Here is a 14325-nt window from a genome sequence, read left to right on the forward strand (position 1 = left end):
TCGCCCCCCCCCGCAGGAGGGCGCGAGGGGCTGGGCCCCACCCGGTGTGCGGCCCGCCCCTTCGCGCTGTCCGGTCGCCGGTGCCGCCTCAGGCGGTCAGCCGCTCCACCGCCGCGGCCACCCGCTCGTCGGTGGCGGTGAACGCCACCCGCACGAAGCGGTCCCCGGCCGGGCCGTAGAAGTCGCCGGGCGCCACCAGGATGCCGAGCGCCGCCAGCTCGGCGACGCTCTCCCAGCACGGCCGGTCCTGGGTCGCCCACAGGTACAGGCTCGCCTCGGAGTGCTCGATCCGGAAGCCGTACGCCTCCAGCGCGGCCCGCAGCGCGGAGCGCCGGGCCGCGTACCGGGCCCGCTGCTCGGCCACGTGCGCGTCGTCCGCCAGCGCGGCGATAGTGGCCGCCTGCACCGGGGCCGGCACGATCATGCCGCCGTGCTTGCGGATCTCCAGCAGCTCCTTGACCACCACCGGGTCGCCGGCCACGAAGGAGGCCCGGTAGCCGGCCAGGTTGGACCGCTTGGACAGCGAGTGGACCGCCAGCAGGCCCTCGTGGTCGCCGCCGCACACCTCGGGGTGCAGCACCGACACCGGCTCCGCCTCCCAGCCGAGCTCCAGGTAGCACTCGTCGCTGACCAGCAGCACCCGGTGCTCCCGCGCCCACGCGACGGCGCGGCGCAGCTCGGCGGCGGGCAGCACCCGGCCGGTCGGGTTGGACGGCGAGTTCAGCCACAGCAGCCGGACCCTGGCCGGGTCCAGCTCGTCGACCGACTCGTACGCCACCGGCTCGGCCCCGCAGAGCCGGGCGCCGACCTCGTAGGTCGGGTAGGCCAGCCGCGGGTACGCCACCTGGTCGCCGGGGCCGAGGCCGAGCTGCCCGGGCAGCCAGGCCACCAGCTCCTTGGAGCCGATGGTCGGCAGGACCGCCTGCGGGCCGACGGCGGCGCCCAGCCGGCGGCCGAGCCAGCCGGCGATCGCCTCGCGCAGCTCCAGCGGGCCCCACACGGTCGGGTAGCCGGGCGTGTCCGTGCTGGCGGCCAGCGCCTTCTGGATCAGCTCGGGGACCGGGTCCACCGGGGTGCCCACGGAGAAGTCGCACAGGCCGCCGGGGTGGGCGAGCGCCGTCTGCTTGTACGGCTCCAGCCGGTCCCAGGGGAAGACCGGCAGCAGGTCGGACACGCGGCGCGCCGCCCCCGGGTGGCCCGGGAGCGGCGCGCGCTTGCTGTTCTCGATGCTCACAGCTGTGCTGCCACCGATCAGTGCTCGGCGTTCTGCGGCGGCAGAGCGGCGATGAACGGGTGGTCGGAGTCGATCACACCGAGCTTCGAGGCCCCGCCCGGCGAGCCGAGGTCGTCGAAGAACTCGACGTTGGCCTTGTAGTAGTCCTTCCACTCCTCCGGAGTGTCGTCCTCGTAGAAGATCGCCTCGACCGGGCAGACCGGCTCGCACGCACCACAGTCGACACACTCATCCGGGTGGATGTAGAGAGAGCGCTTGCCCTCGTAGATGCAGTCAACCGGGCACTCTTCGATGCACGCCTTGTCCTTGACGTCGACACAAGGCTGCGCGATGACGTAGGTCACGCTGTCGTTCCTCCTCGGAAGGGCTGCCGCCCTACTGTTTACTCGGTCGCGCGGGTGAGCGCGGCGTCGTCGATGCCCGCACCTAGTATCGCGGGTCAGAGACCACAAATGCACAGGAGGTGCCCCTGATGACAGGTGGAATCCCGGCCACGGACCGTCCGGAGGTCCGGATAGACCGTTCTGACGTGGGCCGACGGGTGTCCGTCCGCCGTCTGTCGGAGCCGGTCGGCGGCCGTCCGGTGTTCCGCGATGTGATCGGGGTGCTCGAATCCTGGAACGATCATGGACTGACCGTGGTTCCGCGCAGCGGCGCCCCGGTGGGCTTCCCGGAGGACCTGCTGGTCGCGGGGAAGACCGTGCCGCCGTTCCCGGCCCGCCGGACCCCGCTGCCCGAGGCGACACCCGTCGAGCTGCAGCGGATCGCGGCGGCCGGCTGGCCCGCCGTCGAGCAGGAGGCGCTCGGGGAGTGGACGCTGCGGGCGTCGGCCGGGTTCACCCGCCGGGCCAACTCGGTGCAGGCGCTCGGCGACCCGGGGCTGCCGCTGCCGGACGCCCTGGAGCGGGTGGCCGCCTGGTACGCCGACCGCGGCCTGCCCGCGTACGTCGAGGTGGTCGACCCCGGATCGCCGCCCGGGCTGGCGGCCGAACTCGGCCGTACGGGCGCGGCGCTGGCGGCCACCGAGGTCCGGGTCGCGCCGCTCGGTGAACTGGCCCGGCTCGCCCGCGAGCCGCAGGCCGTCCGGCTGGCGCGGACCGCCGATTCCGGCTGGATGTCGCTCTACCGGCGGGTGACGGCCGACCCCGCGGTGGAACGCGCCGCCCGGCAGGTGATCCACGGCGGGCCCTCGGTCTGGTTCGCCACCGTCCCGGGCGCCGGGCCGGACGCGCCGCCGCTCGCCATCGGGCGGCTCGCCGTGGACGGCGAGTGGGCCTGCTTCAGCGCGATCGAGGTCGCGCCCGGGGCCCGCCGGCGCGGGCTGGCGACCACGGTGACCGGCGTGCTCGCCGCCCGGGCCGCCGAGGAGGGCGCGCGCGGCGGCTACCTCCAGGTCGAGGCCGACAACCACGGCGCCCTGGCGCTCTACGACCGGCTGGGCTTCGCGACCAGTCACACTTACCACTACGCCCGCCTCTCCCCGCGGTAGCGCCGCCGAGATCCGCCCCGACCATCCCGTACCGACGAAGGCTGCTGTGACCGAGCAGAGCAGATCCCGCTTCCGCGCCGCGGCCAGGGCCGAGCACCCCGACCCGGTGCTGCTCTGCCTGCTGGCCGCCGCCGAGCACACCCTGGGCGACCTCGGCCGCCCCGACGGACCCGAGGAGCCGCCGACCCTGGACGAGCTGCTCTCGGCCTGCCACGCGGCGCTCGACCGGCACGCCGCGGCGATCCGCCGCGCCGTCGCCGAGCGCTGCCCCGGCGGGCCGGAGGAGACCGCGGCGCTGCTGGCCGCCGTCCTCGGCGGGCGCGAGCGCTTCCACGGGCGGCAGGCGGACTACCGGCGGCTGGAGTCCTCGCTGCTGCCGGACGTGCTGCGGCGCCGGCGCGGACTGCCGATCATGCTGTCGCTGGTCTGGACGGCGGTCGCCGACCGGGCCGGCCTCACCGTCCACGGGATCGCCCTGCCGGGGCACTTCATCGTCGCGGTGGGCGGTCCGGCGGGCGGCGACGACTTCGTGCTGGCCGACCCGTTCCACGGCGGGCGGCTGCTCGACCTGGCGGACGCGGCCAAGCTGGTGCACGCCACCGGCCAGCGGTTCAGCACCGAACTGCTCACCCCGGCCCAGCCGTTGGACGTGGTGCTGCGGGTGCTCGGGAACATCCGCAGCTGGGCGGCGGAGCGTCCCGAGCACGCCCGCACCCAGCTGTGGGCCACCGAGCTCGCCCTGCTGCTCCCCCGGCACCCGGCCCAGCTGCGCCTGGAGCGCGCCGAACTCCTGGTCCGCACCGGCGACTTCCTGGCCGGCGCGGGTGAGATGGACGCCTACGCGCAGATCCTGGACGCCTTCGACCCGGACGCCGCCGCCCGGGCCCGCCAGGAGGCCAGGTCGGCCCGGCACCGGCTCAACTGACCTGCGGGGGAAGGGCGTCCGGACCGGCGGGGACGGTCAGAGCCAGCCCTTCTCGCGGGCGACCCGGACCGCCTCGGCCCGGTTGCGGGCGGCGGTCTTCTGGATCGCCATCGACAGGTAGTTGCGCACGGTGCCCTCCGACAGGTGCAGCCGCCTGGCGATGTCCGCGTTGACCGAGCCGTCGGCGGCCGCCGCCAGGACGTCGCGCTCGCGCCCGGTCAGCGGGTTGGCGCCCTCGGCCAGCGCGGCCGCGGCCAGCGTCGGGTCGATCACCCGCTCGCCGCGCAGCACCCGGCGGATCGCCTCGGCCAGTTCGGCCGCGGGCGCGTCCTTGACCAGGAAGGCGTCCGCGCCGGACTCCATCGCGCGGCGCAGATAGCCGGGCCGGCCGAAGGTGGTGGCGATCACGATCCTGGTGGCGGGCCGCTGCCGGCGCAGCTCGGCGGCGGCCTCGATGCCGGTCATCCCGGGCATCTCGATGTCGAGCACGGCCACCTCGACCTCGTGCGCGACGGCCGCGGCCACCACCTCGTCGCCGCGGGACACCTGGGCGACCACGTCGATGTCGCCCTCGAGCCCGAGCAGCGCGGCGAGCGCCTCCCGGACCATCCCCTGATCCTCCGCCAGCAGAACTCTGATCATCTCGGCAGACTATCGGCCGTGCCCGCCGCCACGGCGCGCAACGGCACCAGCGCCCGCAGCCGGAATCCCCTGCCCCGCTCCCCGGCGCCGCTCTCCAGCCGGCCGCCGACCAGCTGCAGCCGCTCGCCGAGCCCCGAAAGCCCGTTCCCGGGACCGGACTTGCCGGGCCCGCGGCCGTCGTCGGTGATCTCCAGGACGACGAAGTGCTCGCCGTCCCCCTCCCACACCTCGTCCAGCGTCACGGTGCAGCGGCTCGCCCCGGCGCCGTGCCGGACGATGTTGGTCACCGACTCGCGCAGCGCCCAGGCCAGCGCCCCCGCCTCCTCGGCGCCCAGCGCCGGATGGCCCTCGGCCACCGCCGGGGCCGCCTCCAGGGCGATCTGCGAGGTCGCCAGCGCCGTCCGGGCGGCGGCCAGTTCGACCGCCAGGGTGGGCCGCCGGAAACCGCTGACCGCCTCCCGGACGTCGATCAGCGACTGCCGGGCGACCTTCTCGATGTCGGCGACCTGGGTCCGCGCCTCCTCCTGCTTGTCCTGGTCCATGAACCGGCCCGCCAGCTCGCTCTTGATGGTGATCAGCGAGAGCGAGTGCCCGAGCAGGTCGTGCAGGTCGCGGGCGAGCCGCAGCCGCTCCTCGGAGGCCGCCAGGTGGGCCACGGTCGCCCGGGCCTCGCGCAGCTCCTTCATGGTGGACACCAGCCGCTGCAGGCCGGTCATCGCCAGTCCGCTGAGGAAGCAGGGCAGCAGGATCGCGAACAGGGTGTCGCCGTCGGCGTGCGTCAGCAGCGCGATCACCAGCGCCAGCAGGGTCACCCCGACCACCCCGCGCAGCGCCAGCGGGGTCGGCAGCACGATCGCCACGCACACCGAGGCGTACGTGAACAGGGTCAGCCACGCCTGGCCCAGCGTGAACGAGGTCACCACCGCGAGCACCAGCATCGCGGCGACCACCACGTACTTGCCGGTCCACTCGTCGGGCTTGGTGGTGCGGATCGCCACCAGCGCCAGGTACGAGCCGACGAAGCCCGCCAGCGCCACCGAACCGGCCACCACGGCCGCGGTGCCGTGGCCGCCCCGGACGAGGTCCTGGACCGGGTAGGCCAGGTAGACCATCCACAGCGACATCCAGCTGAGCTTGACCACCAGCTGGCGCCGGCTGTCCACCGGCGCCCCGGGCATGGTCGCGAACGCACCGCCGCCCCGCCCCTCCTCCCCGTGCTCGACGGGACGGTGGGACGGGAGCGGCTTCGGCATGGTGGCCATCATGCCGCCTTGGTGTCCCTGCGGTACAGGACGGCCGCGGCGGCCACGAACACCACCAGGAACCCGGCCAGGCCCGCCACCGCCGCGGTGTCCAGCGTCTGCCCGGGCCGGGTGAAGCCGGCCAGCTGGTTGTACAGGTACACCGGGTTGAACCGGGCGAAGGCCTTCAGCGAGTCGGAGACCGGGAACCAGGTGCCGCCGAACAGCGCCATCAGCATGTAGACGATCATCACCGCCGGCTGCACGGCGTCCGGCTCGGCCGCGTACCCGAGCGCCACGCCCAGCGCCGCGAAGACGAAGCTGCCCAACCACAGCGCCAGCGCCAGCCCCAGCCACTGGGCGGCCGGCAGCCGGACGCCCTCGACCGCGCCGATCGCGAAGACCACCGCGATGGCCGGCAGCGTGGTCACCGCACAGGCCGCGATCTTGCCCAGGGTGTACGCCCGCCCGGGCAGCGCGGTCAGCCGCAGCTGGCGGACCCAGCCGCTCTTGCGCTCCAGCGAGATCCGCTGGGCGGAGCCGGTGAGCACCGCACCGACCGCACCGAAGGTGGCCATCGAGACCATGAAGTACGACTTCGCCGGAACCCCGCCCGCCACCGTGCCGCCGCTGTAGGCGCTGATGAAGAAGACGTACAGCAGCGCCGGGTAGAGCAGCGTGAACATCAGGTACCGCTTGTTGCGCAGGGTGCGCAGGATCTCCAGCCGGATCAGGGTGGTCATCGCGCGTTCTCCTTCGCGGACTGGCTGCGCCCGGCGGCGTCCTGCTCGCCGGTGACGGCGGCTTCGTGCTCGCCGGTGATGGTCAGGAAGGCCTGCTCCAGGCCCAGGCCGGTGACCTCCAGGCCGCGCGGGTACAGCCCCGCCCGGTAGAGGGCGGCGACGTCCGCGTCCGCGTCGGTGGAGCGGATCCGCACCGTCCGCACGCCGTCCGGCCGGCCGGTCACGTCCAGGCCCACGGTGCCCGGCAGCGAACGCAGCAGCCGCTCCTCGACCGGGCCGTCCGAGGGGTGCAGCTCGAACGCGATCCGGCGGGCGCCCGCCTTGGCCTTGATCTCGGCGGAGGTGCCGTCGGCGATCAGCCGCCCCTTGTGCAGCACCAGCACCCGGTCGGCGATGGAGTCCGCCTCCTCCAGGTAGTGGGTGGCGAACAGCACCGTGCGCCCGGCGTCGGCCTGGGCCCGCATGGTGGCCCAGAAGGCCTGCCGCACCGAGACGTCCATCCCGGTGGTGGGCTCGTCCAGCACGATCAGGTCGTTGGCCCCGGCCACCGCCAGCGCGAACCGGACCCGCTGCTCCTGCCCGCCGGAGAGCCGGTCGACCCGGCGCCCGGCCAGCTCGGTGATGCCCGCATCGGCCAGCACCTGCTCCGGGCGGTGGCCGCGCGGGTGGATCGCGCAGGCGAAGGCCACCAGCTCGGCGACCTTGACGTCGTTCATCAGCCCGCCGCTCTGCAGCATCGCGCCGACCCGGCCGGCCTCGATCGCGGCCCGCGGCGGACCGCCGAACAGCTCGACGCTGCCCCGGTCGGGCTCGCGCAGCCCGAGCAGCAGGTCGAGGCTGCTGGACTTGCCCGCCCCGTTCGGGCCGAGCAGCGCGACCGTCTCGCCGGGCCGCAGCACCAGGTCGAGCCCGCTGACCGCGTCGACCTTGCCGTAGCTCTTGCTGACGCCCCGGAAGGCCGCCACCTCGTCCGTGCCTGTCCTCGTCCTCATCCCACCCGCGTCCTCTCCACCGTGCTTGCGACCACTCCAGGGTCCCCGGCGGGGCGGGTGGCCCGGCAGTGTCCGCGCTCGTGCGTGCGGCATGACGGATGTCATGGGTACGGCCGGGACCCGCGCGGGTCCCGGCCGTGGGAGGGCGGCGGCCGGTCAGCCGGCCAGCGCGCGCCGGAGGAAGTCCACCTGGAGCAGCAGCAGGTTCTCGGCGACCTGCTCCTGCGGCGTCATGTGGGTGACCCCCGACAGCGGCAGCACGGTGTGCTGGCGCCCGGCGGCCAGCAGCGCCGAGGAGAGCCGCAGGGTGTGCGCGGCGACCACGTTGTCGTCGGCCAGGCCGTGCACGATCATCAGCGGGCGCTCCAGCTTCGCCGCGTCCTCGATCAGCGAGTTGGACCGGTACACCTCGGGCCGCTCGCCGGGGTGGCCGAGGTAGCGCTCGGTGTAGTGGGTGTCGTACAGCTCCCAGTCCGTCACCGGCGCGCCCGAGACGGCCGCGTGGAAGACGTCGGGGCGGCGCAGCACCGCGAGCGCCGCCAGGTAGCCGCCGTAGGACCAGCCGCGGATCGCCACCCGCCCGAGGTCGAGCGGGAACTCCCCGGCCAGCGCCCGCAGGGCGTCCACCTGGTCGTCCAGGGTGACCGTGGCGACGTCGAAGGCGATCGCCTTCTCCCAGGCCGGGCTGCGTCCGGGGGTGCCGCGCCCGTCGGCGACCACCACGGCGAAGCCCTGGTCGGCGAACCACTGCGAGGTGAGGTGCGGGTTGTGCGCGCGGACCACCCGCTGGCCGTGCGGGCCGCCGTACGGGTCCATCAGGACCGGCAGCGGCCCGTCGCGTCCGGCGTCGTAGCCGGTGGGCAGGAAGACCGCCGCCGGGATCCGCCGCTCGCCGGCGAAGCGGAACAGCGGCCGCGCGGTGAGCAGCGGGGTCTCGGCGTACGAGGCGACGGTGGCGAGCTCGGTGTCGCCGCGCAGCACCCGGACGGTGGTGCCGGGGCGCTCGGTGGAGGCGGTGGCGAGCACGGTCACGCCGCCGGCGTGCACGGCGCTGGCCGCGCCGTCGGCGCCCGCCACCAGCGGGTGCACGCCGTCGGCGCCGGCCCGGAACAGGCCCTGCCAGCCGGGCGGCAGCTCCTGGTCGGCGGCCCCGGCCGAGGCGCTGAACAGCACCGCCTCCCCGGTGACCGAGACGACCGAGCGCAGGTGCAGCGCGGCGTCGGTGACCGGCTTGTCGCCGACCAGCAGGGCCCGCACGCCGTCCTGGTCGGCGATCCGCACCAGCCGGCCGTCCGAGGTCCAGGCGGGGACGCCGGGGAACAGGTCGAGCCAGACCTCGTCCTGCTCGGCGACCAGCAGTTCGGTGGCGCCGGTGGCGGGGTCCACCGTGCGGATCTGCTGGCTGCGCTGGTCCCGGGCCTGGACCAGGAGCAGCGGCGGGCCGCCGGCCGACCAGTGCACCCGGGCGAGGTAGGGGAAGGCCTCGCGGTCCCAGCCCACCTCGGTGCGGGTGCCGTCCAGGCCGAGCAGCCAGAGGGTGACCTCGGCGTTGGCGGTGCCGGCGGCGGGGTACGCGACCTCGGCGGGGGTGCTGGCGGGGTTGGCCGGGTCGGCGATCCACCAGCGCTGGACGGGCGCGTCGTCGGCCCGGGCGACCAGCAGCCGGTCGCTGCCCGGGGACCACCAGAAGCCGCGGTCGCGGTCCATCTCCTCCTGCGCGATGAACTCGGCCTGGCCCCAGGTCACCCCGGGCCGCTCGGGGGTGGCCAGCGCCCGGTCGCCGCTGCCGTCGGTCCGGGTGACCCGCAGCTCGCCGGCGGTGTTGGCGTACGCGACGTGGCTGCCGTCCGGTGCGGGGCGGGGGTCGAGCAGCGGGCCCGCGGCGGGCAGTTCGCGGGTGGTGCCGGCCGCCAGGTCGGCGGCGAACAGCCGTCCGGAGAGCGCGAAGGCGGCGAGCGCGGCGGCGCCGTCCAGGGCGTAGCCGACGATCCCGGCCGAGCCCTCGCGGCTGCGCTCGCGGCGGGCCTTCTCGGCGGCCGAGAGGTGCTCCTCGCCGCCGCCGAGCAGCGCGGCCGGGTCGGCCGCCACCCGCTCCTCGCCGGTGGCGGTGTCCAGCGTCCAGAGCAGGTTGGCCCGGCCGGAGCCGGGGCCGGACCGGAGGAAGGCGACCCGGGAACCGTCGGGCGCGACGGTGAAGGAGCGGGGCGCGCCGACGGTGTAGCGCAGGGTGCGCGCGTACTGCCGGGGGAAGGTGTCCGCGGGGTTCTCGGTGGTCATGGCACCAGACCCTATGCGGTACGGCCCCGGTGATCACTCGTTCGGAGCAGCGCGGCGAAACCTCGGCGGGAGGGCGCCCGGCCCCGGTACCACCGGGCCCAGCGCCCCGCCCGGGCGGCTCCGCCACACCCGGCGCGCCTCACGGAGCGTGATGCGGCGCTCACCGATCGGGTATGAGTTGTCCCATCGGCCCGGAGCCGGAACGTCCCGTTCCTCCCGGCACCGGGCCGGAGGCAAGTCCCGCAGGTCCCGACCGCCGCCCCGCCCGCGGGCGGCGCACCCGAGAAGGGGTGTGAGCCGCAATGGCTTTGTCCATCTCCGCCGCCGTCCTGATGCTCGTCATCGTCTGGCTGCTGATCCGCCGGTCCGGTCTGAAGCTCGCGCACGCGATCATCTGCTCGCTGCTCGGCTTCTACCTCGCGTCCAGCTCGATCGCGCCGTCGATCCAGCAGGTGACCAGCAACGTCGCAGGGATGATCAATGACCTGAAACTCTGACCCCGCCCCGCTCGATAGGCTGCCGGGCATGACCGCTGCCGACGACCAGCCGCTCCGGCGCCTGCTGCTGGTGCACGCCCACCCCGACGACGAGTCGATCGTCTCGGGTGCCACCATGGCGCGCTACGCCGCCGAGGGTGCCCGCGTCACGCTGGTGACCTGCACCCTCGGCGAGGGCGGTGAGGTGATCGGGCCCGAGCTGGCCCACCTCACCGCCGACCGGGACGACGCCCTCGGCGAGTACCGGATCGGGGAGCTGGCCGCGGCGATGGCCGAGCTCGGCGTCGCCGACTTCCGCTTCCTCGGCGGCCCGGGCCGCTACCGCGACTCCGGGATGATGGGGGTCGCCGAGAACGACGTCCCCGGCTGCTTCTGGCGGGCCGACGTCGACGAGGCCGCCGGCCGGCTGGCCGCGGTGGTCCGCGAGGTCCGCCCGCAGGTGCTGGTCACCTACGACGAGAACGGCGGCTACGGCCACCCGGACCACATCCAGGCGCACCGGGTCGCGCTGCGCGCCCACGAGCTGGCCGCCGACCCGGGGTTCCGGCCCGAGCTCGGCCCGGCCTGGCGGATCGCCAAGGTGTACTACTGCCGGATGCCGCGCTCGGTGATCGAGCAGGGCCTGTGGGAGACCGCCGCCAAGGCGCCCTTCCCGGGGGTCGCCGAGCCCGGGGACGTCCCGGGTGTGGTGGACGACGCGGTGGTGACCACCGTGCTGGACGGCACGGCGTACGCGGGCGCGAAGGCGGCCGCGATGCGGGCGCACGCCACCCAGATCACCGTCGACGGACCGTTCTTCGCCCTCAGCAACGGCCTCGGCCAGCCGCTGATCGCGACCGAGTACTACCAGCTGGCCCGCGGCGGGTCCGGGCCGGGCCGGCCGGAGACCGACCTGTTCGCCGGTCTCGACCTGGAGGAGCTGCGGTGATCAGGCGTTTCGTACGGGCCCTGCTCGGGAGCCGGGCCGAGCGGCTGGCCGAGCGGCAGCCGCCGCGGGGCGGGCGGATCGCGCTCTACCTGCTGTTCTTCGTGCTGGGCGCGCTGGTGTCGCTGTGCGGAGCATTTGTGCAGGCATTGTGGGCGCCCGCCGGGCTGCTGCTGGCGTTGGCCGGCACGTTCGCGGTCTTCTACGCGGGCCTGCGGGCGACCGGGACGAAGCTGGGCGCGGGCATCCCGCTGGCGGGCTGGTTCGCGGTGCTGCTGGTGCTGATGACTCCCCGCCCGGAGGGGGATCTGGTCATCTCCACGGCGGTGACCTCCTATCTCTACCTGTTCTTCGGCTCGGTCGGCGGTGTGGTCTGCGCGACCCTGCCGACCTCGTCGGGGTACGGCTTCGGGGTGCCCCCGGTGGAGCGGCGACAGCCGGTCAGAACGCCCCGGCCGTAGTCCCATACCGGAGCATTCGGGCGTATCGGGTTCATTCCGATCCAGGTCGCCGGGGATCGCTTCCCAGTAAGGTGGTGCCGCACGGCGGCCCCGGTGGCCTCGGGAGCAGGGCGGAAAGGTACCTTCGAGCTCATTCCCGCGGTGGCCGAGCGCCGCTGCCGCAGCCAACACGTGAAGAAGCTGGTGTCGGAGGGGTCACTCCACTCCATCGCGCGGCGGCAGTCGCCGTTCGGCAGGGCGGACACCCCACAACCCGCAATCGGCGCCCCGGCCCGAGCGCGAACCCGGAGCAGAGCAGCATTGAGCAGCCGCGAATCTGACAGCGCCAACCCGCAGCCCCGTCGGCCGGGCCCGGACGCCTACCCGTCGGGCACCCCGCCGTACGGCGTCGGGGTTCCCGGCGGCTTCGGTGCCGACCAGTTCAGTCCGCCCGGGCGCAACGCCGGCGCGGCCGAGGTCCCGGCCGACGACGACGTGCCGAAGACCGAGACCACGCTGACCACCCGGGTGCGGATCAACATCCCCGGCTCCCGGCCGATCCCGCCGGTCGTGGTGCGCTCGCCGGTGAAGAACGAGGACTCCCCCGCCGAGCCGCCCGCGGGCCCGCCCGGGCCCCGGCACCGCTCCGACGCGGGCGGCTCGCCGGTGCTCGGCGTGATGGACCAGGGCGCCCGGTCCGCGCCCCCGGCGAACCTGCCGCCCGAGTGGCAGGACGGCCCGCAGGCCCCGGCCGCGGCCGCCGCGGCCCCCGCGCCGGCGGCCAACGAGTCCGAGTCGACCGGTGAGTGGTTCAGGCCCCGGCAGAAGGGCCGTCAGGAGCCCGCCGCCCCGGTGCCGGCCGGCGCGGGTGCGCCCGGCCAGGCCGCGGGCCGTCCGCAGTCCGGTGCCGCGCCGGGTGCGCGCCCGGCGCCCGCCCCGGCGCAGGCGCCCGCTCCCCGGCCGACCGGTACCCCGGCCTCGCCGTTCGCCGCCGCCCGGCCGGGCCCCGGCCCGCAGGAGCCCTTCGGCGCCGGCCCGGGCGGGGCCGCGCCCCACGGCAACGACCCCTACGGCAACGACCCGTTCGCCGCCCCCGCGTTCCCGGAGCCCGCGGCACCGGCCGCGCCCGCCGACCCGTTCGCCCCCGCGGACCCGTTCGGCCCGGGCGGTGGCGGCGCCCCCGGCGGCGCCCGGCGGGGGCCGTTCCCCGGACCCGACCAGGGCGGGCCCGGTCCGGCCGGGCAGGGTCGGCCCGCGCAGGGCCGGCCCGGGCAGCCCCAGGGCGGGCAGCCCCGTCCCGGCGCGGAGCACGAGGACACCCAGATCGGTGGTTTCGAGCCGTTCCGGGACGAGCCGCAGACCGCAGGCATACCGGGCCCGCCGGCCGCCGAACGCCCCGGCGCGGCCCGCCCGGCCGACCCGTTCGCCCCGTCCGACCCCTTCGCTCCGACCGACCCGTTCGCGCCGTCGGACCCGTTCGCGACCCAGCGTCCGGGCCTGCTGCCCTCGGACGCCCCGCGCCCCGGTCCGGGCCGGCCGAACCAGGCCCAGCAGCCCCCCGCCCGGCAGAACGGCGCGCAGCCGTACCCCGGCCGGCCGGACGCCGGACTGCCGCAGGACCCCGCGGGCGGCGCCCGCACCGCCGACGGCCAGCAGCCGAGCGGCCGCTTCGCCGATGTGCCGTTCGAGCCCGCCAAGCCGTTCCCCGGCTCGCCCCGGGCGGCCTCGCCGGCCGGCGCCCAGCGCCCGCCGGCGCCGGGCGCGGCCCGTCCGCAGCCCGACCCCGAGGCGGGTGGCGCCGCCGAGGCCGCGTCCGAGCAGCCGCCGCCCGCCGCGGCGAAGCCCGCCAAGGCCCGCGGCAAGGGCGGCAAGCTCGTCGTGTACGCGGTGGGCGGTCTGCTGTTCGCCGGCGCCGCGGCCTACGGCACCGGCCTGATGATGAACCAGGCGGACATCCCCGAGGGCACCACCGTGCTCGGCACCGACATCGGCGGCGACACCCGCGACCAGGCGGTGAGCGCCCTGGACGGGGCGATCGGCGCCACCGCGCAGCGGCCGATCCAGCTGAACGTCGGCGGCCAGGCCGTCACCCTGGACCCCGCCAGCGCCGGGCTGAGCTTCGACTCCACCGCGACGGTGGACGCGCTCACCAAGCACAGCTACAACCCGGTCGTGGTGATCGGGTCGCTGGCGGGCGGCAGCAAGGCCGTCGCGCCGGAGGTCAAGGTCGACCGGGCCAAGCTCAAGGCGGCGCTGGACGGCCTGGCCTCGTCCTCCGGGCAGGGGCTGCAGGAGGGCTTCGTCCGCTTCACCGAGGCCGGGCAGACCGAGGTGGTGCCGGGCAAGGCCGGGCAGGCGCTGAACGCCTCCGGCGCGGTGGACCAGGTCGAGCAGGCCTTCCGCAACCGGGCGGCCGGGCAGCCGGACGGCGAGATCAGCCTGGACCTGACGGCCGCTCAGCCGAAGGTCGGTCAGGACGCCCTGCAGGCGGCCGCGGACAGCCTCGGCAAGCAGGTGCTGGCCGGGCAGATCACGGTCTCCGCCGGGGCCAGGAAGTGGGACTTCGGCAAGGTCACCGCGTCGAAGGCGCTGACCCTGGCGCCGGACGACACGGGCAAGATCGTGCCCAAGTGGGACCTGGACAAGCTGAACGCCGCGATGGGCACGGCGTTCGCCAACACCAAGATCCGCAAGAACGGCGCCCTGGTGGCGATCACCCCGCAGGACGTCGCGGACGCGATCACCGCCACGCTCGACAAGACGGGCAAGGACCGGGTCTTCAAGTTCACCGTCTGACCCGACGTCACTTCCCCCGCGAGGGCCGGGACCGAGCCATCGGTCCCGGCCCTCGTGCCTTGGGTGCCATGCTTTTCGAGCACCGACGTCCGGATATCGGACATATGGCTGTGAGTTCAAGCCA

13 protein-coding genes are annotated in these 14325 nt (G+C 75.3%); 6 read left to right on the top strand and 7 right to left on the bottom strand.

All coding sequences use genetic code 11. The features are described 5' to 3' along the window. Nucleotides 1-88 precede the first annotated feature (88 nt). The gene (dapC, locus tag AC2TEW_RS25005; protein WP_484625689.1) at nt 89-1228 is read right to left on the bottom strand and encodes a succinyldiaminopimelate transaminase; all 1140 of its coding nucleotides are present in this window, start codon (nt 1226-1228) and stop codon (nt 89-91) included. A 23-nt stretch (nt 1229-1251) separates the two neighbouring features. Continuing rightward, a complete protein-coding gene (gene fdxA, locus AC2TEW_RS25010) occupies nt 1252-1578 on the bottom strand; it encodes a ferredoxin (protein ID WP_033820761.1) in 327 nt (108 codons plus the stop codon). A gap of 128 nt (nt 1579-1706) precedes the next feature. Here fdxA and AC2TEW_RS25015 point away from each other — a divergent pair, with 128 nt between their 5' ends. Together AC2TEW_RS25015 and AC2TEW_RS25020 are read left to right on the top strand one after the other, a co-directional pair. Further along, a complete protein-coding gene (locus tag AC2TEW_RS25015) occupies nt 1707-2723 on the top strand; it encodes a GNAT family N-acetyltransferase (protein WP_484625593.1) in 1017 nt (338 codons plus the stop codon). Nucleotides 2724-2769: 46 nt separating this feature from the next. Next, a complete protein-coding gene (locus AC2TEW_RS25020; RefSeq protein ID WP_484625594.1) occupies nt 2770-3648 on the top strand; it encodes a transglutaminase family protein in 879 nt (292 codons plus the stop codon). A gap of 36 nt (nt 3649-3684) precedes the next feature. On the opposite strand, the gene AC2TEW_RS25025 is transcribed toward AC2TEW_RS25020, so the two are convergent. The 5 genes from AC2TEW_RS25025 to AC2TEW_RS25045 all read right to left on the bottom strand — a co-directional run bounded on the left by AC2TEW_RS25025 (nt 3685) and on the right by AC2TEW_RS25045 (nt 9543). After that, a complete protein-coding gene (locus tag AC2TEW_RS25025; protein ID WP_484625595.1) occupies nt 3685-4290 on the bottom strand; it encodes a response regulator in 606 nt (201 codons plus the stop codon). Then, a complete protein-coding gene (locus tag AC2TEW_RS25030) occupies nt 4287-5543 on the bottom strand; it encodes a sensor histidine kinase (RefSeq protein WP_484625596.1) in 1257 nt (418 codons plus the stop codon). The genes AC2TEW_RS25025 and AC2TEW_RS25030 overlap by 4 nt, the downstream gene beginning before the upstream one ends. Nucleotides 5544-5551: 8 nt before the next feature. Continuing rightward, entirely contained in the window at nt 5552-6274 is a 723-nt protein-coding gene (locus AC2TEW_RS25035) for an ABC transporter permease (protein ID WP_484625597.1), read from the bottom strand. Continuing rightward, nucleotides 6271-7266, bottom strand: a complete 996-nt coding sequence (locus AC2TEW_RS25040; RefSeq protein ID WP_484625598.1) for an ABC transporter ATP-binding protein — start codon at nt 7264-7266, stop codon at nt 6271-6273. Before AC2TEW_RS25040 ends, AC2TEW_RS25035 begins: the two co-directional genes overlap by 4 nt. 156 nt (nt 7267-7422) lie before the next feature. Next, nucleotides 7423-9543, bottom strand: a complete 2121-nt coding sequence (locus AC2TEW_RS25045; RefSeq protein ID WP_484625599.1) for a S9 family peptidase — start codon at nt 9541-9543, stop codon at nt 7423-7425. 302 nt (nt 9544-9845) lie between these two features. Here AC2TEW_RS25045 and AC2TEW_RS25050 point away from each other — a divergent pair, with 302 nt between their 5' ends. The 4 genes from AC2TEW_RS25050 (at nt 9846) to AC2TEW_RS25065 (ending at nt 14201) form a co-directional block, all read left to right on the top strand. Further along, nucleotides 9846-10040 (top strand): hypothetical protein, encoded by a 195-nt coding sequence (locus AC2TEW_RS25050; RefSeq protein WP_033820767.1) that lies wholly within the window; start codon nt 9846-9848, stop codon nt 10038-10040. Between the two features lie 28 nt (nt 10041-10068). Then, the gene (gene mshB / locus AC2TEW_RS25055; protein WP_484625600.1) at nt 10069-10968 is read left to right on the top strand and encodes an N-acetyl-1-D-myo-inositol-2-amino-2-deoxy-alpha-D-glucopyranoside deacetylase; all 900 of its coding nucleotides are present in this window, start codon (nt 10069-10071) and stop codon (nt 10966-10968) included. After that, the gene (locus AC2TEW_RS25060; protein ID WP_484625601.1) at nt 10965-11426 is read left to right on the top strand and encodes a DUF6113 family protein; all 462 of its coding nucleotides are present in this window, start codon (nt 10965-10967) and stop codon (nt 11424-11426) included. Before mshB ends, AC2TEW_RS25060 begins: the two co-directional genes overlap by 4 nt. Before the next feature lie 300 nt (nt 11427-11726). Next, the gene (locus AC2TEW_RS25065) at nt 11727-14201 is read left to right on the top strand and encodes a hypothetical protein (protein ID WP_484625602.1); all 2475 of its coding nucleotides are present in this window, start codon (nt 11727-11729) and stop codon (nt 14199-14201) included. Nucleotides 14202-14325 lie beyond the last annotated feature (124 nt).

Source organism: Kitasatospora sp. NEAU-CNBT7, from assembly GCF_057220535.1.

Bases quoted from the DNA above. Each gene is read 5' to 3' on its own strand.
- AC2TEW_RS25025 (WP_484625595.1), bottom strand. From the start codon at position 4,290: ATGATCAGAGTTCTGCTGGCGGAGGATCAGGGGATGGTCCGGGAGGCG.
- AC2TEW_RS25040 (WP_484625598.1), bottom strand. From the start codon at position 7,266: ATGAGGACGAGGACAGGCACGGACGAGGTGGCGGCCTTCCGGGGCGTC.
- AC2TEW_RS25045 (WP_484625599.1), bottom strand. From the start codon at position 9,543: ATGACCACCGAGAACCCCGCGGACACCTTCCCCCGGCAGTACGCGCGC.
- mshB (WP_484625600.1), top strand. From the start codon at position 10,069: ATGACCGCTGCCGACGACCAGCCGCTCCGGCGCCTGCTGCTGGTGCAC.
- AC2TEW_RS25030 (WP_484625596.1), bottom strand. From the start codon at position 5,543: ATGCCGAAGCCGCTCCCGTCCCACCGTCCCGTCGAGCACGGGGAGGAG.
- AC2TEW_RS25035 (WP_484625597.1), bottom strand. From the start codon at position 6,274: ATGACCACCCTGATCCGGCTGGAGATCCTGCGCACCCTGCGCAACAAG.
- AC2TEW_RS25015 (WP_484625593.1), top strand. From the start codon at position 1,707: ATGACAGGTGGAATCCCGGCCACGGACCGTCCGGAGGTCCGGATAGAC.
- AC2TEW_RS25050 (WP_033820767.1), top strand. From the start codon at position 9,846: ATGGCTTTGTCCATCTCCGCCGCCGTCCTGATGCTCGTCATCGTCTGG.